General features: G+C 41.0%; 21 protein-coding genes. 9 read left to right on the top strand and 12 right to left on the bottom strand.

The window, feature by feature from the left end:
• Positions 1–51 precede the first annotated feature (51 nt).
• Positions 52–624: a signal peptidase I gene (lepB, locus tag VB620_RS12970; protein WP_323196572.1), complete on the top strand. Its 573-nt coding sequence runs from the start codon at positions 52–54 to the stop codon at positions 622–624.
• 90 nt (positions 625–714) lie between these two features.
• Here the strand turns inward: lepB and VB620_RS12965 are convergent, their stop codons facing one another.
• From VB620_RS12965 to VB620_RS12950, 4 genes are all read right to left on the bottom strand, one after another.
• Positions 715–1,245: a ComEA family DNA-binding protein gene (locus tag VB620_RS12965; protein WP_323196571.1), complete on the bottom strand. Its 531-nt coding sequence runs from the start codon at positions 1,243–1,245 to the stop codon at positions 715–717.
• Positions 1,246–1,255: 10 nt separating this feature from the next.
• Positions 1,256–1,630, bottom strand: coding sequence for an NINE protein (locus VB620_RS12960; RefSeq protein WP_323196570.1), 375 nt, complete (start codon positions 1,628–1,630; stop codon positions 1,256–1,258).
• Positions 1,631–1,763: 133 nt separating this feature from the next.
• Complete coding sequence (locus VB620_RS12955; protein WP_323196569.1) at positions 1,764–3,614, bottom strand: bifunctional serine/threonine-protein kinase/formylglycine-generating enzyme family protein; 1,851 nt, start codon at positions 3,612–3,614, stop codon at positions 1,764–1,766.
• Between the two features lie 277 nt (positions 3,615–3,891).
• A complete protein-coding gene (locus tag VB620_RS12950) occupies positions 3,892–4,692 on the bottom strand; it encodes an ABC transporter permease (protein WP_323196568.1) in 801 nt (266 codons plus the stop codon).
• A gap of 455 nt (positions 4,693–5,147) precedes the next feature.
• On the opposite strand from VB620_RS12950, the gene VB620_RS12945 reads away from it, so the two are divergent.
• Entirely contained in the window at positions 5,148–6,236 is a 1,089-nt protein-coding gene (locus VB620_RS12945) for a glycosyltransferase family 4 protein (RefSeq protein WP_323196567.1), read from the top strand.
• An 82-nt stretch (positions 6,237–6,318) separates the two neighbouring features.
• On the opposite strand, the gene VB620_RS12940 is transcribed toward VB620_RS12945, so the two are convergent.
• The 5 genes from VB620_RS12940 to dnaK all read right to left on the bottom strand — a co-directional run bounded on the left by VB620_RS12940 (position 6,319) and on the right by dnaK (position 12,812).
• The gene (locus tag VB620_RS12940; RefSeq protein ID WP_323196566.1) at positions 6,319–6,585 is read right to left on the bottom strand and encodes a DUF3143 domain-containing protein; all 267 of its coding nucleotides are present in this window, start codon (positions 6,583–6,585) and stop codon (positions 6,319–6,321) included.
• 40 nt (positions 6,586–6,625) lie between these two features.
• On the bottom strand, positions 6,626–7,132 hold the full coding sequence (locus VB620_RS12935; RefSeq protein WP_323196565.1) for a J domain-containing protein: 507 nt from the start codon (positions 7,130–7,132) through the stop codon (positions 6,626–6,628).
• A 210-nt stretch (positions 7,133–7,342) separates the two neighbouring features.
• Complete coding sequence (locus VB620_RS12930) at positions 7,343–9,043, bottom strand: iron uptake porin (RefSeq protein ID WP_323196564.1); 1,701 nt, start codon at positions 9,041–9,043, stop codon at positions 7,343–7,345.
• Positions 9,044–9,667: 624 nt separating this feature from the next.
• Positions 9,668–10,660 (bottom strand): J domain-containing protein, encoded by a 993-nt coding sequence (locus VB620_RS12925; RefSeq protein WP_323196563.1) that lies wholly within the window; start codon positions 10,658–10,660, stop codon positions 9,668–9,670.
• Between the two features lie 76 nt (positions 10,661–10,736).
• The gene (dnaK, locus tag VB620_RS12920; protein ID WP_323196562.1) at positions 10,737–12,812 is read right to left on the bottom strand and encodes a molecular chaperone DnaK; all 2,076 of its coding nucleotides are present in this window, start codon (positions 12,810–12,812) and stop codon (positions 10,737–10,739) included.
• Positions 12,813–13,130: 318 nt separating this feature from the next.
• Here dnaK and VB620_RS12915 point away from each other — a divergent pair, with 318 nt between their 5' ends.
• A complete protein-coding gene (locus tag VB620_RS12915) occupies positions 13,131–13,979 on the top strand; it encodes a M20/M25/M40 family metallo-hydrolase (RefSeq protein WP_323196561.1) in 849 nt (282 codons plus the stop codon).
• A 209-nt stretch (positions 13,980–14,188) separates the two neighbouring features.
• Here the strand turns inward: VB620_RS12915 and VB620_RS12910 are convergent, their stop codons facing one another.
• From VB620_RS12910 to VB620_RS12900, 3 genes are all read right to left on the bottom strand, one after another.
• Positions 14,189–14,968 (bottom strand): hypothetical protein, encoded by a 780-nt coding sequence (locus VB620_RS12910; RefSeq protein WP_323196560.1) that lies wholly within the window; start codon positions 14,966–14,968, stop codon positions 14,189–14,191.
• 17 nt (positions 14,969–14,985) lie between these two features.
• Positions 14,986–15,396, bottom strand: a complete 411-nt coding sequence (locus VB620_RS12905) for a hypothetical protein (protein ID WP_323196559.1) — start codon at positions 15,394–15,396, stop codon at positions 14,986–14,988.
• 223 nt (positions 15,397–15,619) lie between these two features.
• Complete coding sequence (locus tag VB620_RS12900) at positions 15,620–16,651, bottom strand: NAD(P)/FAD-dependent oxidoreductase (RefSeq protein ID WP_323196558.1); 1,032 nt, start codon at positions 16,649–16,651, stop codon at positions 15,620–15,622.
• A gap of 114 nt (positions 16,652–16,765) precedes the next feature.
• Here VB620_RS12900 and VB620_RS12895 point away from each other — a divergent pair, with 114 nt between their 5' ends.
• From VB620_RS12895 to VB620_RS12870, 6 genes are all read left to right on the top strand, one after another.
• Positions 16,766–17,608: a YaaW family protein gene (locus VB620_RS12895; RefSeq protein ID WP_323196557.1), complete on the top strand. Its 843-nt coding sequence runs from the start codon at positions 16,766–16,768 to the stop codon at positions 17,606–17,608.
• Positions 17,605–18,900, top strand: a complete 1,296-nt coding sequence (locus tag VB620_RS12890) for an O-antigen ligase family protein (protein WP_323196556.1) — start codon at positions 17,605–17,607, stop codon at positions 18,898–18,900. Before VB620_RS12895 ends, VB620_RS12890 begins: the two co-directional genes overlap by 4 nt.
• Positions 18,901–19,256: 356 nt before the next feature.
• Positions 19,257–19,781, top strand: a complete 525-nt coding sequence (locus VB620_RS12885; protein WP_323196555.1) for a Ycf51 family protein — start codon at positions 19,257–19,259, stop codon at positions 19,779–19,781.
• A gap of 356 nt (positions 19,782–20,137) precedes the next feature.
• Entirely contained in the window at positions 20,138–21,328 is a 1,191-nt protein-coding gene (locus tag VB620_RS12880; protein ID WP_323196554.1) for an iron-containing alcohol dehydrogenase family protein, read from the top strand.
• Positions 21,325–22,536 carry an aspartate aminotransferase gene (locus VB620_RS12875; protein ID WP_323196553.1) on the top strand — a complete coding sequence of 404 codons (1,212 nt, stop codon included), beginning with the start codon at positions 21,325–21,327 and terminating at the stop codon, positions 22,534–22,536. The genes VB620_RS12880 and VB620_RS12875 overlap by 4 nt, the downstream gene beginning before the upstream one ends.
• A 131-nt stretch (positions 22,537–22,667) precedes the next feature.
• Positions 22,668–22,997 (top strand): ArsR/SmtB family transcription factor, encoded by a 330-nt coding sequence (locus VB620_RS12870; RefSeq protein ID WP_323196552.1) that lies wholly within the window; start codon positions 22,668–22,670, stop codon positions 22,995–22,997.
• Positions 22,998–23,339 lie beyond the last annotated feature (342 nt).

Genomic DNA, 23,339 nt, shown 5'->3' with positions numbered 1-23,339 from the left:
GTCAAAATAATTAAGATATTTGTTTTACCGTTTCCACTGGCTAAAATTCCTATGACTCCTCACGAAAGTGATGTAAAACCAGCCGCTACCTCATCAAAAGGATGGAGTAGTTGGCAAGAAAATCTCACTCTGATGGCGATCGCCTTATGTTTAGCCATCCTGATTAGAACCTTTATCGCCGAACCCCGCTATATACCGTCAGATTCCATGCTACCTACCCTACATACAGGCGATCGCTTGGTAGTAGAAAAAGTCTCATACCATTTTCACCCTCCCACCACTGGCGATATTATCGTATTTCAGCCCCCCGCCGAACTACAAAGCCGGGGATATCCCGCAGACCAAGCCTTTATTAAACGGGTCATAGGTCTTCCTGGTAAAATCCTCAAAATCAACGACGGTGAAGTTTACCTCAACGATCAACCCTTAGCAGAAGACTACATCGCCGAACCTCCAAATCAACCATTTCCCGCCATCCAAGTTCCGGAAGACCAATTTTTTGTCATGGGAGATAACCGCAACAATAGTAACGATTCCCGCTACTGGGGATTTTTACCCAGACAAAACATCATTGGTCGCGCTGCATTTCGCTTTTGGCCTCTTGATCGCATCGGCTTTATTTAAGGAAAGAAACAGCCGGACTTGTTTGATCTCCCCATTCCTGTTGGAAAGTATCCCATAGGATAAATGTTAACTCTGGCGGTGAATGCTGTGTCAAAATTGGAGAAAATACATCAATTGGGCGATCGCCTCCCCAGGTAGATCCAACCGACGCTGAAAATCAGCCAAATTCCGATAACTCCCCGATGACAGCCGATTTTGGATCACAGCTTCCGCCAGAGACACATCCATAAAAGGAATTTTAACCAATTGTTCCACCGTCGCCGTATTCGGGTTAACTAACTGGCGAGGAGAATCTAAAGATTCATTGTCATAGTAAATAAAATGTAGCAGAGGCGTTAAAGGTGCTAATCGCTGAGTTGGTATAGCTAAAGCCGCAGCCACATCTTCAATACAATAAAATTTAACACCAGAACGGGAAAGTTCCACAAGCGATCGCGCCTGATGAATCGACAAACCAGGTAAACGTAACCAATCATCCACAGTCGCCTGATTCGCATCAATTCGCAACCCCAACTTGACCGCCAGTTGAATTTCCTCCCCAGACTGTAAACGATAATAAGGATCATTCAGCAGTTTAGCCCGCAGTTTTTGCAACTTCAAATTTAAAGGTAGCCAATTCATATTCCTGAAATCAAGAAATATCCTCTAGCAGCTGGCGGCGCTTTTGTTCAAATTCATACTCAGAAATCAAACCATCCTGACGCAGAGTATCCAACTCCCGCAAAGCCTTAGCCATCGCCTCCACATTATTCCCCATTTCTGGTGAACTTTTCCCAACTGACCTACCAAAATTAAAATGACGATCAAAAGCCGCCTCATCCTGTGCTAAATACCAAACCCCCTCAATCGCACTTGCGACCTTCGGGATAGGTGTCCACGACAGCAAAACATACAACACACCCCACAGAGGTTGTCCCAAATAAAACTTATGTAACCCCGAAATAGTCAGCGTCCCCGATAAAGCTAAAATTGCTGCAACACTGCGACTCTTGCGTTTAGTCAACATATTCCCCATCAACCTACAACTACCACAGTTTTCTTAAAGATATGATACACAGCCAACCTCAGAAAAACTAAAATCTTTGGGTACTTTATTCGGGAAAACTATCCCAACTAGTCAGTTTAAAACCTCTTCCCTGCTATAAATCAAAATCCCCCGAAAATACCACCCGCAAACCAGATATCCTCAAACCACCATCACACTCATTCCAGCTACGACTAGCACTGCGACAAAGTTCTGCACTAAAACTCCAGGAACCCCCACGTAATAGCCGGCGATGCAAATCACCCCCAACTTCCCAAGCACTACCATCAGCAGGTGCGCCATCATAATTATTGTGCCAAGTATCAGCACACCACTCCCAAACCTGCCCATGCATATCATATAAGCCAAAAGCATTAGCTACCCCAAAACTGCCCACATCAGTTGTTTCTTTGCGGTATTTGCTTTTCACATCCATCCCATAACTATCGCTACTACAATTCACCAAATCAGTAGTAACCATTTCGCCAAAGTGGAAAGATGTCGTAGTTCCAGCGCGACAAGCATATTCCCATTCCGACTCACTAGGTAAACGATATTCACGCCCAGTTTTTTCGGAAAGTCTAGCGCAAAATTCTACAGCTTCATACCAAGATACATTTTCTACAGGGCGATTGAGTCCTTTAAATTTTGAAGGATAAGGATTTAAATCTTGTTTAACTGGAGGTAAAGCCGCTACAGCTTTCCATTGTGCTTGAGTTATGGGAAACTTACCCATAAAAAATGGTTTGAGAATAACTTCGTGTTGCGGACGTTCATCAGCATCGCCTTCAAACTCCGGTGAACCCATCCAAAAACTACCACCAGAAATTAACACCATTTCCATTGTGACTGCGGGAGTCAATTTTTCCGCAAAGAATTTAGCCGTAGGGAAATCACGGTTAACTTCTCTACCTGCTGTATCTACAGTCACCACTTTAAAATTAAAGGTTTCTAAGGGGGGTAACGATGTAAGTTTATTTGGTGGTGGTAATTTAACTAATACAGGTACTGAAATATCCGCAATTGTTGGTTCTACAGCCAATTTCTTACTAGTCAGCAAATCTTTAATCACTTCTGTAGCTGCTTGATATCTTTCACTGGGTAAATGTTTTAATAATTTATTTAAAATTTCGCCTAATTCAGCGCCGATAATCATACCTTTTTTTTGTAATTCTTCTTGCCATAACCAATTACCATTCATGGCATCATAAAGAGGATCATTAATTTCCCCATAAGTATTTTGTGATGGTAAACACTGCGTTAACAAACGGACGCAAGTCACACCCAAAGCATATAAATCACTCCCATGACAAGGAAAACCCGCCATTTGTTCCGATGGCGCATAACCAATGGTATAAATAACCGTTGCTTGTCTAGCTAAAGTCGTTTGCGTTACCTGTTTAGCACCCCCGAAATCAATTAATACAGGTTTACCATCACTATCACGACGGATAATGTTTTCTGGTTTGATATCTCGGTGAATCACATTAGCAGCATGAACAAATTCCAGGACTGGTAATAAGTCCATTAAAAGCTGGTAAATTTCTGCCTCAGTAAAGGGTTTTTCTTGAACTTCTTGTAAAAGTGTTTTCCCTTCGATAAATTCCTGGACAAGATACAAACTAGAACCTTGTTCAAAATACGCCAATAATCTGGGAATTTGAGTGTGATTTTCTCCCAGTTCATACAGTCTAAAAGCCTCTTCTTTGAAAAATGCGGCGGCTTTGTTACGTTGAATTGTTCCTTGGACTTGAGGGAAGAATTGTTTGATTACACAAGGCGCATTCAGCCTATCAGCGTCTTCCGTTGCATAGGTTCTGCTAAATCCACCTTCACCTAAAAGCCTCAATACGCGATAGCGATTTCTCAGAAATTGACCAAAGTTGCTTTGTCCACAACTCATACAAAATCTATTTTCTTTAGGGTTGAATGGATTCGAGCAATTGGGATTTTGGCAAATTTGCATAATGAGGAGGAAATAGCATATTATCCAAAGTTCGCCCCAATAATATCAAATTCAGAATATACATCTAGACAAATAAACCTGAACAAAGCTACATCTGCATATATACTTGTATGGGGAAATACAAAGGCAGAACTTTTCTAGCTTTTATTAGTTCTCGATTTTATTTAAATAGAATTATTTCTGAAAATATATATTTTGATCACAATAGAAATACTATTGTGAAACTATTGATTTTGTCAAGGGTGTTTTACCATGTTAATTATGTACATTATTCTGGTTATTTATTGTTATCAAAAGCACGAATAAATTCGGCGATAAAGGCGACGATTGCAGAGACTGTAATTAAGATTACACTGAGGGCATTCACATCAGGCTGGACTCCTGTTCTAATGCGACTAAAAATTTCTATTGGCAGGGTGTTAGAACCGCTACCTGATGTAAAACTAGCAATGAGAAAGTCATCTAAACTGAGTACAAAAGCTAGTAGGCATCCCGCGATAATTGCAGGCATTAATTGCGGTAATAATACTTTAATAAATGCTTGCATTGGTGTAGCACCTAAATCTAGTGCTGCTTCTTCTAAATAGGGATCTAAATTGGTGAGTCTGGAAGCAACTACAACTCCGATATAAGCTAGACAAAATACTATATGGGCGGCGATGATTGTCCATATACTCAGGGGGATGGCAAAGGCGGCTAGAAACACTAATGTCGCCACGGCGATCGCAATATCTGGAATAATTAACGGTAAGTAAGAAACACCACGATACAAATTCTTACCCAAAAACTGATAACGTGCCAATCCTACCGCCATTAAGGTTCCTAACACAGCCGCAACACTCACGGCACAACAGGCTACTATCAAACTACTTTTTAACGCTGATAAAATGCGATCGTCGCTAAACAGTTTCTCATACCAATTGAGGGTGAATCCTTGCCAAGTTGCGCTATAGGGTGACTCGTTGAAGCTATAAAACCCCAGCACCAGTATAGGCAAATACATAAATATAGATAAAACTACCGTGAAAACCGCCTGCCAAGAGACACGCGGTTTTTTTTGAGACGGAGAAATATTCACGTTGATTATATTTGTTTTTATAACTGATGAACGTGTTCTGTATAGCATGAAATTTTGATTTTGTCAATATTAGGGATGGGAAACTGGAGAGAAATATTTTCTATATGTCTATTTCTTTGGAGTGAGATGAATGAAAATAACTTCTTAGCAAAAAAAGCTTTAAAGGTTATCTAAAAAATAGATATTTCCAGGGAAATAGCCTAATTAATCGGATATTTTCGATAAAAATCTCAAAAGTAAATTAACTGATTTATTACTTATAAATTATTAAATTTATTTCCTATGTCAAGGTAATTATCCCTACTAAGGTAGAAACACAATTAGGGTAATTAACCATACAATTTTAGTGGGAGTTTTTATTAGATGGGCATTATTTGGGATTTCTAAGTGCTAATTAAATTAGAACAGCACTTCTGGTTTATCTGCTTTTCCGCTTATCTTGCAGGAGTTTTGTTATGCGAATTGCTCAAATTTCCCCATTACTTGAGAGAGTACCACCTCCAGCTTATGGGGGCATAGAGTTAGTTGTAGGATTACTCACTGATGAATTAGTGAGACGAGGACATGAAGTAACCCTATTTGCTTCGGGAGATTCTATTAGTTTGGCAAAGCTAGTATCAGTTCATCCCCGTGCTTTACGACTTGATCCAGATGTTAAGGAACATCAGATATACGAAATGCTACAACTAGGCCTTGTCTATGAACGGGCAGAGGATTTTGATATTATTCATTCCCATGTCTGCTGTGCGGCGTTACCTTATGCGAACCTGATTAAAACACCTACGATTCACACTCTGCACGGTATTTTTACCCCTGATAATCAAAAAATGTTTGAATATGCTAAACGTCAACCTTTTGTGAGTATTTCTCATTCTCAAAGGGAACTGAGGCTAGGGTTAAATTATGTCTCAACGGTTTACAATGGCATTGATGTTAATAGTTATAAGTTTCATCCTCAACCCGATAACCCCCCATATTTGGCGTTTTTAGGGCGGATATCTCCAGAGAAAGGTACACACTTAGCCATCAAGATTGCTAAAGAAACAGGTTGGCATTTAAAAATAGCTGGGAAGGTAGATGTAGTTGACGAAGAATACTTTGAAAAAGAAATCAAACCCCATATTGATAATCAGCAAATTGAATATCTGGGTGAAGCCAACCATGTGCAAAAAAATGCCCTCATGGGTGGTGCAGTAGCTACTCTTTTTCCTATTACTTGGCGAGAACCTTTTGGCTTGGTTATGGTAGAGTCAATGGCAGCAGGTACACCCGTTATTGCTATGAGACTAGGGTCAACTCCGGAGATTATTAAACACGGAACAACAGGTTTTCTGTGCAATAATGTGGCGGATTGTATTAGTGCTATTCAGCAAGTAACGCAGTTAGACAGGTATGTTTGTCGAGAGTATGTTCGCAATCATTTCAGTATGGAAAAGATGACTGATGGTTATGAGGCGGTTTATCGAAAAATTCTGGCTGCACAAGTTGCTAAAAATAATTTTACCCAGGATGTGGTTAGCCTAGGTGTCAGTAGTCATGTCTAAATCTGTTTAATTTAGCAAGATGGTAATTGGTGGAACTCAAAACCAATTACCTAGAAGTGGATCAGTAAAATAGTTCAGTCTTTTACGGACCAGAAAATACTGCTTGTTCGATATCTTTCCGGCTGAGAGAATAGGTAAACGAGCGTTGGATGTCTTGGTTATTCTCCCCAGACTTGATATATCTGACTGTAATTTGCTCAATATCAAGCCACAGTTCAGCTTGCCAATTTGGTCTTTCTATACGCCAAGAATGTAATTCATTTTGATCTTGTTGACAGCCTTGGTCTTTTAACCACTGTTCAATTTGTGGTAATGGATGACTGTATAAAGGTTTGTCGGGGCTAATCATAGGAAAATAAAAAAAACAACTGAAAATTTTAAATTGACGATTAAAAAGTAATCTTAATTTCTCTAGTGGTGGGAAGTTGAGAAATATGGGTAATTTGTGGTTGATTAACTTGGGCGGGAATATTACTATCACCACGAATCACAGCCACGGCGATCGCAACTAACACGCAACCCACTAGGGTTAAGCCTAACACAAATAATACAAAGATTTCCCCGGCTGATAATGGGCGATCGCTCGCATCCAGATACATTGATTTTGAGAAATCATGGGATTTAGGCGCGGGATGGTTTAAATCAGTTGGTGCTTGAATCACCCCAAACCGAGAATAGCCGATTTTGGTATCATAACTTAAACGCCGTTCTGGATTACTGAGAGTGGCGTAAGCTTCGTTAATTTGCTGAAATTTCGCAGTCGCAACTGTCGCCGGTAATTCGGTAGTATCTGGATGATACTGTTTACTCAGTTCCCAATAAGCCCGACGGATATCGATCACCGACGCTGAAGGATGCAGTCCCAGCAGGCCGTAATATGTCCTATTCTTGCTCATTTGTCCCTTTGTTCCGTTGTCAGTCACGGTTTTAATTCACTTGCTCAAATTCAGTTATTTATATTTTAAATCTTTTATTAATTTACGCGATCAAGGCCAAACTTATAGCAGGGAACAGGGAACAGGGAACAGGCTCGAAACTCTTTAATTGTGAGGGTTTCATGATCTGTTAGGTAAAATGCACCCCGGTTTTCTCAACCCAAAGCCGAATTAAAACGTGAAAGTAGTCCGAACCGTCCCAATGACCACATCAGGATTATTACTGTTTTGATTAGGAGCCACGAGCCAAATTACACCTGGTGTAACGGAGATATGATCATTTAGTTGATACTTATAGAAAACTTCCAGATGTAGGGGTGTTTTCGTACTATTGGGGATGTCAGTCAGGATCTCCCGATTTGCACGAGCCAAAAATGGTCGATAAAAAGGAACAAAACCAGAAATATCAGCATAGGGAGGAACACCTACCACAATACCTCCCAAATTACCCTCTTTACCCAAATCAGGAAAAGCTAAGGCGATCGCATAACTGAAAACATCAGCACTTTCATTATCAACCCCTGCCGATCTACCCTCTTGATTAGTATAGGTAAACCAGCTATTAACCGCAAACTTGGGAGAAATTCGCCACAAACCAGCTACACCATAAGAATTACTGCTACGGCGGAAATTATCAGAAATTAAATCTGGGGAATTAGCCGCAGTTGTTCCCACATCATTGCCAAAAGTTGGTATTCCTGCGGTATAAGCATTGACGTAAGTTAACCCAAAAGCTAAATTTTGTGTCGGTGCGATCGTTAATTGCGCCAAAGCTGAATAGGAACCATTGAATAACCCTCCAGCATTTGTATTAACATTGCTATTAGAAGTTAAATTTTCTGGATTATTAGCATTTGCAGCTAAATAACCTAAACTCAAATTAATAGCGGGATTTAACTCATAATTTAAGCCCAAACCTGTACCACGGGAACCAATGCGGTAAATAGGGCTATATTGAGCAAAAGTAGAAAGTGAACCAGAACCACCATCTTGATCACCAACAGCACTAAAAACATTCGGTAAATAGTCTGCGTGTTCACCACTATTTGCAAATATAGCAGCCCGTAATTTATTACCTATCGGAAACTTATAACTCACAGTCCCGATTTCTACATTACCAACCTCAGAAAAGCCTTGGTTAAATGTTTGTCCCCCTTCTGGTGTAGTTTCTTTAGGGCCTAAAGCAGCAATTAAAGCATCTGCGCCATAGCTAAAACCGCCTTCCTTTTGAGGAGAAGGAGTACTACCAGATTGGAGTCTAATTTTTAGCTCATCTTTTCCAGTAAAACTACTAATTAAGTTCAGACGAATTCTATTAGCGAAAATAGTGTTATTTCGAGATACACCAACTCCAAAAGGATCGCTATCTCCACTAAAAACATCAGTAATCGCAAAAATTGCTTCACCAGAAAGCTTGGTAGTTGTGGAAAACTGCTGACTTTCTAAAGCTGCTGCTTGGCTTTCTACTGCGTCTACTCGTCTCCGCAAATTTGCCAGTTCCGAACTAAATTCTGCTTGTAGTCTTTGTAGAATTGCTAAATCTTCTTTCTTAACTACATCAGATTTACCTGTAGTAATTAGTTGATTAATCTTATCTAAACAAGCATTTAAACCAGTTGCAAATTCGTAACGTGTCAAGGTGCGATTTCCCCGGAATGTACCGTTGGGATATCCTGTTATACAGGCATAGCGTTCTACTAAAGATTGTACAGCACCAAAAGCCCAATCTGTCGGTTGGACATCGGATAACTGAGAAACGGAATTTACTGGTGTAGAAGTATTAGTTTCTTCAAGTTCACCCGCTAATACTGATGAAGAAAACACAACTATTGGAGCTGATAACAATAAAGCTAAAAAAGTTTGTAACATCATATTTTCACTATTCACGCACTCTTATCATTCCTATGATTTCGATCATCGATACACAGGTGTAGATACATATACTGGTTTATTTCAACTCATCGGGAATATAGTTAGTCGATAGTTGTTTGAGTAAATTCACCAACAAAGATTAACAACTATAACCAGCTTGAAAAGCTACCAGCAAGCGGATTTATGCCTGATATAGTTACACAAGAATAGTATGTGATTTTTTAGTAAATAGTTTATAAAGCTATGATAATAAGAGCTTAAAGCTCCTTCATTTTAAGAGTTTAATTATTTCAGGACTTACGCAACAATTGCCAAAAATCTTGGACAAAAATCTTGATTTATCAAACCGCCAAGCCGCCAAGAACGCCAAGAAAACGTAGATTATGCGTAAGTCCTATATTTATTTGTGTCATTATTGGTTAATGAAATCTGTTGTATACTCATCAACATATCCCCGACTTCTGAGAGAAATTGGGGATTTTTTCATAATATTTATAATCAACAACATAATTGCTGATTTTTACCAGTTTATTGAGATTTAACTATTAGCTTAGTTGGCTGTTAGTTATCATTTGTGATCATTGGTTAATTAGCAGGAAATTACGACAGATAGATTATGGTAGTTTATCGTAATAAATCAGCGCGGGGTTTAAAGGTTTCTATTTCTCGCAACTTTTCATAAAGTTCTCGTTCTTCAGATGTGAGATTTTTGGGAGTAACAACTTGAATTTCTACTAATTGATCCCCGCGATTCCCGTTTTCACCAGGGTAGCCTTTGTTAGCTAAACGCAACTTTTGACCAGTCCTCACCCCTGGGGGAATAGTCATTTTTACGGGGCCATCTAAAGTAGGTGCTTCTACTTGTCCTCCTAAAACTGCCTCACAGGGAGTTACTGGCACTTGGCAAAGTATATTAAAACCATCGAGCTTAAATAAATTGTGGGGTTCGACGGTAATTTTCAAATAGAGGTCGCCACCGTTAATACCTTGATTACGTAGGCGGATAGTTTGACCTGTTACCATACCTGGGGGCATACTGACTTCTAGCGATCGCCCATCTTCTAGTCTAATCCGTTCTTTCCCACCTTCATAAGCCTTTTCTAAGGGCAAAGTTAATCTGGCTTCAATATCTCGGCGGGGTGTGCGTGGTGGGTTTTTGGGGACTGTATATTCAACTCGGCTTTTAGGGGAACGAAAAGGATCTGTTTTGGTGTTACCCCCATTTCTGGTGTCTTTACGATTTCCTACACCAATAACTTGATTAATAAAGCTTTCAAAATCATTAAACTGTCCTGGGTCAACATCTGGATTGCTGGTGCGACCATTGGAGGAACCCCCCCAGGTTTTAGGTTTGGGTGCTTTATTATTAACAAAGCCTTTTTGCTTCCAGTAGCGGCTAAACTGGTCATATTGCGATCGCCTAGCGACATCAGAAAGCACTTCATAAGCCTCACCAATATCTTTAAATTTTTCCTCTGCGGCTTTGTTTCCCGGATTCAGATCAGGGTGATATTGCCTTGCTAACCGCCGATAGACCTTTTTAATTTCTTCACCGGTCGCATCCTTAGTTACTCCTAAAATTTCGTAGTAATCTCGAAAATTCTGCAAATTTTGCATAGCTCAATTGTTTAGCTGTTAATTCTAGTGATAGGAAGTGGGGAATAGAGAGGAAAGATTGTTATTTGACTAATGACTACAACCAATCATCATCATCATCCCAGTTATCCTGATAGGTGGGACGAGACTGTTTACGAGATGGACGATTATCATAAGCCGGGTAACGGTTATCTCTGCCGTAATCCCGATCATAATCTCTGCCATAGTCTCTACCATAGGAATCACGGGAATCACGTTCTCGATATGTATCGCGGGAAACATCGCGGTCTCTTTCCCTATCGCCTCCGGTAAAAATGTCCCGAATTGTCCCCAACAAGTCTTCGTCCTCATCCTCAGCGTAATACTCACGCACTTCTCGGTTCAGTTCATACAAAGCATCTTGTAAGTCAGCATAGGCTTGATCAATGCCCCGATCTTCATTTTCTTGGAGACTTTCCCGCAAATCTCGGCAAATACCATCAATTCGCTGGCGGCGATTACGGGCAAACTGCATCCCAAATTCTAACGCCACTTCTCTGAGTTGCCGTTCTGCTTGTAAAATCAAAGCCTCCGAACGAGTCCGCTTTTCCACTCTTTCTTTGCGTTCTCGGTCAACATCAGCATATTTTTGAGCATCCTGAATCATCCGATTTACTTCGGATTCGCTCAAAGTAGAAGCACCTTGAATTGTAATGCTTTGTTCTCGTCCGGTGGTTCTATCTAAAGCTGTTACCTGCAAAATTCCGTTAGCATCAATATCAAAAGATACCTGGACTTGGGGAATCCCTCGCGGCGCTGGCGGAATACCATAGAGTTTAAAACGTCCCAGGGACTTGTTATTTGATGCCATTTCCCTTTCACCCTGGACTACGTGAATTTCCACAGTGTTTTGGTTATTTTCTGACGTAGAAAAAATATCAGAACGGCGCACAGGAATAGTAGTATTGCGGGGAATCAGTTTTTTCATCACACCACCAATGGTTTCCAATCCCAAAGATAATGGTGTCACGTCCAAAAGCAGTATATCTTTGAGTTCACCCGCCAAAATACCTGCCTGAATAGCAGCGCCGATGGCTACAACTTCATCAGGATTGACATTTTCATTAGGTTCTATCCCAATTAAGTCTCGCACTAACTGCTTCACAATTGGCATTCTTGTCGAACCACCAACCAAAACCACTTCTTCAATATCCACCGGCGAGAGTCCAGAGTCTTTGAGAGCGCGTTTCACAGGTTTACGTAAACGTCCGATCAAATCAATACACAAACCCTCAAATTGAGAACGAGTCAGGCGAGTTTCTAGATGTTTTGGACCATCTTCTGTGGCGGTGATAAAAGGTAAGTTGATCTCAGTGACGCTAACCGCCGAAAGTTCGATTTTGGCTTTTTCCGCCGCTTCCATGAGACGTTGTAGAGATTGTCTCTCCCGGCGTAAGTCTACCCCTTCAGCTTCTAGAAATTGGTCTGCTAACCAATCTACTATTTGTTTGTCAAACTCATTACCACCGAGTTGAGTGTCTCCACTGGTGGCTTTAACTTCAAAAATCCCTTCACCTACTTCCAAAATTGACACGTCAAAAGTACCACCCCCCAAGTCAAAGACGAGGATAGTTTCAGTCGTACCTCTATCTAATCCATAAGCCAAAGATGCGGCTGTAGGTTCATTGAGAATCCGCAACACTTCCAAGCCAGCAATTCTGCCAGCATCCCGGGTCGCCTGTCGCTGAGAATCATTAAAATAAGCCGGAACTGTAATTACTGCCCCTGTGACTGCTTCACCCAAATAGCGACTAGCATCATCGGCTAATTTTTTCATCACCATCGCCGAAATTTCTTCTGGGGCGAAATCCTTTTTGAGACGGGGACAGGGAATAGTAATATTACCTAGTTCGTTTTTGCGGATAGTGTAAGGTACACGCTTAGATTCTGGGCTGAGTTCACTATACTGTCGCCCAATAAAGCGTTTAACTGCAAAAAATGTATTTTGGGGGTTGAGAACGGTTTGTCGTCTGGCCATTTGCCCTACTACCCTCTCGCCCTCTTTACTGAAGCCGACAACAGAGGGGGTTGTTCGCATTCCTTCTGCATTGGCAATTACCACCGGCTTGCCACCCTCCATTACGGCGACTACTGAGTTGGTTGTACCCAAGTCGATGCCGACTACCTTGCCCATGCGTTACTCTTCTCCTAGCGTGTCTTGTACTTTTATTATGATTATGCAGCACTACCTCTAGCTGTTTGCTATGGTATGAAAACGCCTCAATGATATGATAATCATGATTAGGGTAAGAAGTAGAGGAGTTCAAACTTGAGGAGCTAGTTGCAAGACTAGGATAGCATTGACAATGCTAAGTATGTCCAAGTACCCTAAAATCTAATCAGGTAAATATCCGGCTTTAGCGTTGGTTAAAGTTGGGAAATCCACCCTCGTAAGTTTTTCTTTTGCCTTGATTCTGTGAATAAAAGTTGATACTGCAACTATTTTAAGGTTTTGTGTTTAAAACAGCGATTACTAAATCATCTGCGGCAGATAGCGCGAGAACGTGATCCTTATATGGCCTGTGGTGGGCATTTTTTTGTACAAGAATATATCCGTCGAGAATTTGCCCGATGGGGAAGTGTGGAAATCCACACCTTTTTAGTCCGTGGTAAAAGCTGTCATAATCTCATCCTTAATTTACCCAGCCAAACTAAAAAAATAAAAAACGATTTACCACCAATTTTAATTGCGGCTCATTATGATGCTGTACCAGGGACACCAGGGGCGGATGATAATGCTACAGGTGTAGCGGTATTGTTGGAGTTAGCGAAAAAGTTTGCGGACGAACCGGTGAAATATCCTGTGAGGTTCGTGGCTTTTGATATGGAAGAATATGGGTTGCTGGGTAGTACTGAATATGCAGCTTTGTTACATAAACAACGGCAACCTCTGCGGTTAATGATATCTCTGGAAATGTTGGGATATCGTGATTTAACTCCTGGTTCTCAACGTTATCCATCTCCTCTGCAACGTTTTTATCCCAGTCAGGGGGATTTCATCGCTTTAATTGGCAATTTACGCACAGTACCCGATTTAATTGGAATGAGTCGCCATATTCGCCAAGTTGGTATACCTAGTCAATGGCTACCTGTGCCGAATCGTGGTTTAATTGTTCCTCAAACTAGACTCAGCGATCATGCGCCGTTTTGGGATGTGGGTTATCCAGCCCTGATGGTGACAGATACGGCATTTTTAAGGAATCCTCATTATCATAAATCTAGTGATAGTATTTCTACTTTAGATTTAGATTTTCTCACAGGTGTTTGTGCAGGTTTAGAAGTGGCTATTAGACGGTTGTAATTTAATTAAGTATAGTTAATATTTTTCAGAATAAAGTTCTTTAGAATAGTAGGGGATCACACCTTTAATTTATCCATAAAATTCAGTAAGGTGTGTTATTACAAAAGCTAAATAATGACAGATAAAAGCTATGTTTTTTCACTCACTAAATATTTACTATACTGGATTTCGCTTTGCCTCAACATATTAGACTGTGATAAAAAAATATTTTATCGCTGATACTTAGGAGGAGTCTTTTTGGAGCGTCTAAATTTTTCAGATTCTGCATCCTCTGGATGCTTAAAACACCAATCTACTTGTACTCCTTTCCGCTCATCACTTAAATAATAAATACCTCTATAATTTTCATTTTTCAGATTTTCAGTAGCTCTAATAGGATATCCAGAAGGGCAAGTACATTTATCTGCTGGTGGCACTCCGAGGTTCAATTTTTTTCTTTCTCTCTCCCTCTCTACCCTTTGCCAATACTGCTCAAATTCTCTCTTTTTTTGTTCTTCTCTTTTTTCTCTTTCTTTCCTCTCTATTTCTTCACGAATTTGACGTTCTTCTACCCTATATTTATATATATATTGAGAGGTTTCTTGACCTATATTTGCTTGTCGAATAATTTTTTTTAGCTGAGGATGTTGATTAACTAAATCAGGATTTTTGTGGACATACTTATTAAGTATCTCCTTAACTTTAACAAATTCTTCTGTAGCATTCTGCAACTCAGCTTCTTCAAGCTTGTTGAGCTGCTCTACTTTATCACGCGAAATTTCAAAAAACTGAGTCAAGGAAGGTGCTAAACCTATCCATTCATTTGGAATATTATAAATAGGAGATACAAGTGGTGCTAAACCAGCTGCAACACCTCCAAGAAATAGCATTAAATATAAATAGATGAGTTGGTTCCAAGCAATATAACCGCACGCACACAATGCAGCAAGTATTAATAAAAACTCAAACCAATCTTTTATAGCCTTCCAAGACCAGGATTTAGATGTCATTGATGAGTTTATATCAGTTAGTTCTGAGAATTATCTGCATCTAAGTATAATATTCTAGTTGTGTTAGGGTCAGTGGTGAGATTTATTGTTTCTCTAGCAGTCTTAAACCCTTGACGAATTAAGGTAATCTGGGCAGTTCTTCTAGTTGGTATTTGAACTTCGGTATATCCGTTTCTATCAGTCATCTTGGAATCTGGTGGCCCATCAGAAATAATCTTGACTTCTACATTTGGTATGGGCTGAGAGTCTCTTGTCAGAACTGTAAGGCTTATATTCTGTAAATCTGAGCTTGTAGAGACTTGATTACTAGAATCCGTAGCAGTTTGAGATGTCTTCTGCAAACTCTCATAGCCCGCAATTCCAGCAACTATGGCTATGAAAACAAATAAAGCTTTAGCCCAATTTGGCAAATTATTCAATAATTGCACAAAAAACCCTGTTAGCAGTGTATTTACCGAGGATATCACATTGTTAAAGGAATCTGGATTGAATTTATACGACTCAATAGAATAAATTATATTTAACCTTGCGTGATCAGACTCTTAAAATTATGGCCAATGTATACCTGTCAATCAATCAAGTATCTACATCTGTGGTTAATTAATAAACTTAATTGGGAACATCAAGCAACCAGTCAAGTAATAAATACAATTATTCGGTAAAAAATTTGAAAACATCCATATCGGGCAAAGTCAACTGGCGCAGGGAATGATTAATTTCCTCAGATGCAGCCAGTCCAGAAATCATTGCGTCTTCGGCGAGATGTCCGCCACACCAATCACCACAACAGACTAAAGGTAAGGCGGAAGTGGCTGATAATACCGGATTTTTCCACGGACGACTAGGAAAGGCGTAACGCCAGCGATGTACTTGCATCCAGTCTGGTGTCTCTAGCCAGGGAAGGGCTAAACTTTGGGCGGCTTTTTGCAGCATCTCTTTTGCTACTGGTTCTAAATCGGGGGTTTCTAAGTGCAGTTCGGCAAATTTAGCGCTACTTTGCAATACAAATACAGGTTGCTGAGGGTGGGGACGTTTGCTGCTGTCTAAACCAATCCATCCGAGGATAGGATCATCTGTAAATTTACGGTCGTTCCAAGGTGGTAATAGTTGGGATGTGGAAGAATATCCTGCGATCGCACTAATAGAAGGATAAAATTCTACAGCACTCAAATTGTCGATAAATTCTTGACCCAATATATCTGCGCCTAATGGTGCTAACAGTGCTAAGGCTTGGGGTGCGGGAATGGCTAAAACTAAGGCTTTCGCTGTTAATTGTTCGTTACTTTCCAGGGTCAAACACCAGCTATTTTCTGCGGTGGGGTGAATGGCTGTTACCCGTTGATTGAGTTGGATTTGTAAACCTTGGGCGAGAAATTTACCGATCGCATTCATTCCCCCAGGTGCAATATAACGGGGTGCTGAATCTGGTTGGTGGGGATCTTTCCAGACTTCTAAAATCTGGCGATCGCATAACAACTTTACCAAACTTGCGAATAATTCACCTTGAGGTTTCAAATAACACGCCCCATGATCTGCCCAAGTTCCATATAATCGGCGTGTAGCAAGTCTTCCCCCCAAACCACGAGACTTTTCCACCACCAACACCGAATAACCAGCGTCAATTAATTGTTGGGCGCAGATTAAACCCGCCATTCCAGCACCAACTATTACAATATCAGTCATAATTCGTAGTTCGTAGTTCGTAATTCGTAGTTTTTGACTTTTGCTATAAGATGACCAACGACTGGTAATAGTAGAATAAACTACATAGAGGCTGCACGAAGGGAGAAAAAGAAATTGGATGAGCTGAGGGCGGCGCTGGAACTAGCAACAGAAGAGGAATTGCAGGACTTAACAGCAATTTTGTTTAGTCGTAAATTTAATCCCCTCGATTATGTTCATACACCTGAACCCCTAGAGGTTCAAAGCCAAAACCACGAGGCTTGGTTAGATACATTAGAAAATCGGTTTCGGTTTTTAGCCGCAGATGGGATGACGGTATTACGGGGGCGCACAAGTCAAATAACTTACCGCCAAGCATTAATTCAAGTCTGTAAATATCTGAAAATTCCCTATTCTGCTGAACTGACAACCGTTGATTTAGAAGCAGAGTTATTTTTACATCTATTAGGTCAGGTATGGAAAAAATTGCCGGACAATGAGAAGCAAAAATTAAATGAGCAGGTGCAACATCAACTGTCCCAGTCAGACTTAAAACAACCCTTACCATTATTATTACAGCGTGACCCCTTGGGATTACTTGTTAAAGGTGGTAGCGCTTTGGCTGTTACTTCCATTCTTCAGCCATTGGTTTTGCAACAAATAGCCCGTCAATTTGCCATCCACTTTGCTAAATATCAAGTAGCGAAACAGACGGCGATCGCAGGTTCTCAAGCAGCGACGACCCAATTTAAAGGCTATGTAACTCTACAAATGGCGCGGCGGGGTATGGCAATAAATGCGGCTCGTTATGGGGCAGTTAGGAGTGTGTTTAGCTTGATTGGCCCAGTGATGTGGACCTGGTTTTTTGCAGATTTAGGATGGCGAGCCATTTCTACTAATTATGGTCGGATTATCCCCACTATCTTTGCTTTAGCTCAAATTCGTCTCACCCGTGCAGAATATTGGGAGCCAGCTTGAAATTAGCCTTTAATCATCCCCATCCTGCCTTACAGACCCCTTGGAATGTGACTCAAATTGGACTGCTGATTTTTCCCTTGAGTCCCTTGGTGGGTGGTTTGAGTATGCTATTCGCAGCATTAATCACCTGCAAAAAAGAATCTCAGGTAGTTATCCACAGTCCCCTCAACCGGGGTTTTGCTGTTTTAAGTGTATTACTAATTATTAGTTCTAGCCTTGCCGATGACAAAGCACAGGCTTTTCTTGGCTTGTTTAATTTAATACCATTTTTTCTACTTTTTGCTGGACTCAGTACCCTAATTCAGACCACAGGCCAATTACGGCAAATCGCGGCAATTTTTGTGCTTGGTTCGCTACCAGTGGTAATTATGGGGTTTGGGCAAATGTTTTGGGGTTGGAGTTTCCAGTTACAGTTTTTGTGGATTTTATTGGATATAGGACTCGCCCCTGGAGGAAATCCACCAGGACGTATGGCTGCTATTTTCATGCACGCCAATCTGTTTGCGGCTTATTTGGCGATCGCATTTACCCTGGGAATAGCCTTATGCTTGGAACAATGGCGATCAAGATCCACAATTCCCGCAATAGTTTTAACTGTGTCAGTAATTACCAGCTTCATTGCTCTCATTTTAACTGACTCACGCAACGGATGGGCGATCGCCGTCGTTGCCTGTTTAGCTTATGCAATATACCAAGGTTGGCATATTGTCATAATTACTGTATTTGGTGTTATAACTAGCACTCTTGTTGCAGCCTTCGCCCCCTCAGTAATTGCTCAAATTTTCCGCCGCTTTGTCCCAGCTTTCTTTTGGGCGCGGTTAAATGACCAAATGTATCCAGATAGACCAGTGGCTTTAATGCGAAGCACTCAATGGGAATTTGCTTGGTCTTTAACTCAGCAAAAACCCTGGACAGGCTGGGGTTTAAGGAGTTTCAGCGACCTCTATAAAGCCCAGATGCAGATTGATTTGGGTCATCCCCACAACTTATTTTTGATGCTATCGGCTGAAACGGGTTTACCCAGCGCCCTGTTATTGTTTGGCTGTCTGGCGTGGATTTGGGTTAAGGGTGTGCAATTATTGCAAAAGCCTCACTACTTAGAAAAAAAAGATAGATTGATATTTTTCAGTTATCTTGTTGTGATTTTACAATGGGCAGTATTCAATACCGTAGATGTAACTTTATTTGACTTCCGGTTGAATACAATTTCGTGGTTATTATTCTCTGCACTTTGGGGCGTTGTATATACAAGTTCTCGCTTCAATCAGTACGGTGAAGACTTAATTGACTAGAGATAGCTGGCGCTAATACAAATTATTTGTGAGGCTCCATATTATCAACCCCATCTCTAATATTTCTACCTTGAGGAGAGGTTCAGAGTGGGGTGATTTTTATGGAGATTCATACAAAAACTATTACCAGTTTTGTACTTTATTTAAGTGGAAGATCAAAAAACAATTTCAGCAGTAATGTATGCGCGCTGTTGGCTAATTACCAAAAATAGGCATTTCTAACGCTTCTGCTAGCGTAAAATCCTAACTGCAAGGGTTTGATAGTTTTCGGAGATGTCTAATATATCTACAGTGCAACTACTCGATACAATAGATTGATGATCATCAAATAAAATACACCTAAGTAACCTATCTGTATGCTTACAACAGCTGACTTTCTTCAGTATGCCCAATGGTCGGGTATTGCCACACTAGTATTTGGTGCGATCGCAGTTCTGGCTTTTATACTCAAATGGGGTCCCCGCTTTCGGCTGGTAGGTGCAACTGGCTTTATGCTGGTGCTGACTGCGGGTTTATTTTCTCTCTCGTTGGTTCCCCTCAGTCGGACTGTCATTCCCGGTGCAGCCAAATACACTCTAGTTTATGATAATGCTTCCACACAAACGGTAATTGCGACATCACCGAATATTTCCCCTGACCAATTAGAAGCGACTTTGCGACAAGCGGCGAGTAATTTATACTCTTACGGTCGCTTAGGTTCACGGTCAAATAATCAACTGACAATTCGCGCCCGTACTGTTATCCATCCAGAACCAGGGGTATCTGTACCGCTTTTCTTGGGACAAATAAAACGCACTTTGGCTACCCGTGAAGATGCGGATATGGATATTGAAATTTATTTGGAAAAATTCGATCAATTACCTAACTCTGCTGCTTCATAGTTTTCATTAGACCGCTTTGACAAATAATGTAGAGACGTTTCGTAGAAAGTCTCTACAAGGGTTCTCTCTTGACTACAAGTAAAAAATAAATTTGTTGCCAAAATTACACATATTTTTGGTATTCCACTATACAAAAGTTATGATTTTTAGATTAAAATAGAAGATAGTCAAAAAACTACTCAAACTTTTATTTCTCGGTGTCCTCTGTAATATCCTGCGGCTAGCGTCTGTGAGTCTACCTTGTAGTGCAGAATTGGAGACGACAGGGCATTGTTAAAGTCAAGAGAAAGGAAAATTACAGAGATAAGTCTAAAATTTTATTAAGAAATATCAATGTTTTGGCAAACTAGATTTATATGCCCAATCAATTTTCTCCTAAAACTGTGTCTACTGAAACCTCTAGCTCATTATTGACCCTGACGGTTGCTCCAGGAAAAATCATTCGTGGTGCTGGCGTGTTGCAGTCAGTATCAGCAGAAATTAGCCGCTTAGGGAGTCGTCCATTAATTATTGCAGGTAATTCCACCTTGGCGATCGCCCAAAAAAGTTTACAAGCAATTTTCGCTGAGTCAAATTGGCACACAGCCCATGCTAACTATGGTGCAGATTGCTGTGAAGCTAGTTTAGAAGCTTTAAGGAACACAGCCCAGGAACATCAAGCTGATGTCATTATCGGGGTCGGTGGCGGTAAAGCTTTGGATACAGCGAAATTAGTCGCCCATCAATTACAGTTACCAGTGGTGACAATTCCCACATCAGCCGCTACCTGTGCAGCTTGGACTGCTCTTTCTAATGTCTATTCTCCGTCAGGGGCGTTTCTCTACGATGTGGCGTTGTCTCACTGTCCTGATTTATTAATACTTGACTATGATTTAATTCAAACAGCACCACAACATACATTAGTAGCAGGAATTGGGGATGCGATCGCCAAATGGTATGAAGCATCAGTTAGCAGTGGCAATTCTCAACAAACTTTAATTATCTCCGCCGTGCAGCAAGCGCGAGTTTTACGAGATATCTTATTGCAGAAATCAACTACCGCCCTCAAAGAACCAGGTAGTGCAGATTGGCGAGAAGTAGTAGATGCTACCGTCTTACTGGCTGGGGTAATTGGCGGATTGGGAGGGGCGCAGTGTCGCACCGTAGCCGCCCATGCAGTACACAACGGTTTAACTCACATTTCTGGACATAGCAGCATCCACGGCGAAAAAGTCGCCTACGGGATTTTAGTGCAACTGCGTTTAGAAGAAATGTTACAAAGCAATCAACTAGCGGCATCGGCAAGGCAACAATTATTAAAGTTTTACGCAGAGATTGGACTCCCCCGAAATTTAGATGATTTGGGTTTAGGCAACATTACACTAGGTGAGTTACAAACATCTGCGGAAATTGCTTTAGATCCTAAATCAGACATCCATCGATTACCATTTAAAGTTGCAATGGAACAATTGATGGCGGCGATGGTTTCTACAACTGCACCAACGGATAGTAGAGATGTGATAAATCGTGTGTCCACTAGGGGAATGAGTGAAGAGGTTTTAGAATGAGCTTGAATTGGATTACCCCCGCAGAACGTATACAACAACTACCGCCCTATGTATTTGCGCGTCTGGATGAACTCAAAGCCAAGGCGCGAGAACAAGGACTAGATTTAATTGATTTGGGCATGGGAAACCCTGATGGTCCCACACCGCAGCCTGTAGTAGAAGCCGCAATGGTAGCTCTACAAAACCCCGCCAATCACGGTTATCCCCCCTTTGAAGGGACTGCAAGTTTCCGCCGTGCCATTACTAATTGGTACAATCACCGTTATGGTGTCATACTTGATCCAGATAGTGAGGCTTTACCTTTACTGGGTTCTAAAGAAGGATTAACCCATTTAGCGATCGCCTATATCAATCCTGGTGATGTAGTTCTAGTTCCTTCTCCCGCCTATCCCGCCCATTTTCGCGGTCCCTTAATTGCTGGGGGCAAAATTCACAGCTTGATTCTCAAACCAGAAAACGACTGGTTAATAGATTTAGCAGCTATTCCTGATGCAGTAGCCGAACAAGCCAAAATTCTCTATTTTAATTATCCCAGTAATCCCACCGCCGCCACCGCCCCCCGTGAATTTTTTGAAGAAATCGTGGCTTTTGCCCGGAAATACGAAATTTTGCTGGTGCATGATTTATGTTACGCCGAGTTAGCCTTTGATGGTTATCAACCCACCAGTTTATTAGAAATTCCCGGTGCAAAAGAAATTGGCGTAGAGTTTCACACCCTATCCAAAACCTACAATATGGCTGGTTGGCGAGTGGGTTTTGTCGTGGGGAACCGTCATGTAATTCAAGGTTTGCGGACCCTCAAAACCAACTTGGATTATGGCATTTTTGCTGCTTTACAAACCGCCGCCGAAACCGCATTGCAACTACCAGATAAGTATCTGCATGAAGTCCAGCAACGCTACCGTACCCGGCGCGACTTTCTCATCGAAGGTTTAGGAAAATTGGGTTGGGATATTCCCAAAAGTAAAGCCACCATGTATCTGTGGGTTAAATGTCCTGTGGGTATGGGTTCTACAGATTTCGCCCTGGATGTCTTGCAGCAAACTGGCGTTGTGGTTACTCCTGGTAATGCTTTTGGAGTTGCAGGTGAAGGCTATGTAAGAATCAGTTTAATTGCAGATTGCGATCGCTTAGGTGAAGCTTTGCAGAGATTAAAACAAGCCGGAATCCGCTATCAACCCGAAAGCCTAGTCTCTGGTTCAAAATAAAGATATATTAGGGAGGGAACAGGGAATAGGAAATAAGCTTGAAACTCCCTATTCGTGAGAGTTTAATTATCTGTTTATCTCCTAACCTCCTTCGCGGTTGCCATACAATATATCCTGAACAAATTTTACTGATGCCTACCCCCTCTGCTACTAATTCTGATTTAATTGTTACTGGTTTTCATGCCCTTTCAGACCCCATCAGAATTGGCGTACTAGAACTATTAAAAAAGCGAGAACAGTGTGTGTGTGACCTGTGCGACGCTTTGGGGGTAAATCAGTCAAAACTATCCTTTCACCTCAAAACTCTCAAAGAAACCCGCTTAGTTAACGCCCGTCAAGAAGGACGCTGGATTTACTACAGTTTAAACTTACCCCAATTTAAAATTTTAGAATCATATTTAGCCGAATTTAGCCATAATCAAATAATTCCATCCGCCCGTATCTGCTGCGATGAGGAATAATTTTTTTCAGGTGATAGAGTGAGAATCATTTTGGGAAACCTAACATTTAGAGCCAAATAGATTTTTCCACCTATCTGACTTGAACTTAATTATGCGTATTAGAATTAACCCTGTCGGGAAAGAATATCAATTCCAACTCGTTCAAGAAACCCCACTAGAATTAACCTTTCAGCTAGGTGTTAAATCAAGGTCTGCTGCGTTGAACAGAGCGAGATTTTCGTGCTATCTTAATTTATTGATCACAGTTTTAGTGAGTGTGTTTATCTATGTATTGCTGACCAATATACGGAATGACGCAAACATACCAAATATACCCTCTAGAACCTCATTCATATATTCTAT

It is taken from the genome of Nodularia harveyana UHCC-0300 (assembly GCF_034931085.1).
GTDB lineage: Bacteria > Cyanobacteriota > Cyanobacteriia > Cyanobacteriales > Nostocaceae > Nodularia > Nodularia harveyana.
This window is presented reverse-complemented; position numbering and strand designations above follow the sequence as displayed.